Annotated in this window: 1 pseudogene; it reads right to left on the bottom strand. The window is 33.3% G+C overall.

What is annotated here, in order from left to right:
- Positions 1-213 (bottom strand): annotated as a pseudogene (locus V6255_RS18835) (sensor histidine kinase); the annotation flags it as partial.

The following is a 213-nucleotide window of genomic DNA, read 5'->3' as shown; positions in this document are numbered from 1 at the left end:
CCCAATAAAAACACTAATGACTGCCAAAGGTGCTGATCAGACAGAACTGCTTCAAAAATTGAATCATAGGTTTCGCCACCAATAATCACATAAACGTAACCCTGAAGGTTTTCATCATTATAGATAGGTGAAGCTGAGAATAATTTTAGTTCATTAATATCACGCGGATCATCACCGTAAATAGGTAATGATATTTTTAGATTAATAAAATCA

It is taken from the genome of Psychromonas arctica, from assembly GCF_038155225.1.
In the GTDB taxonomy this organism is placed as follows: Bacteria; Pseudomonadota; Gammaproteobacteria; order Enterobacterales; family Psychromonadaceae; genus Psychromonas; species Psychromonas arctica_B.
Note: the sequence above shows the minus strand (reverse complement) of the source record. Positions and strands in the feature narration are given on the sequence as shown.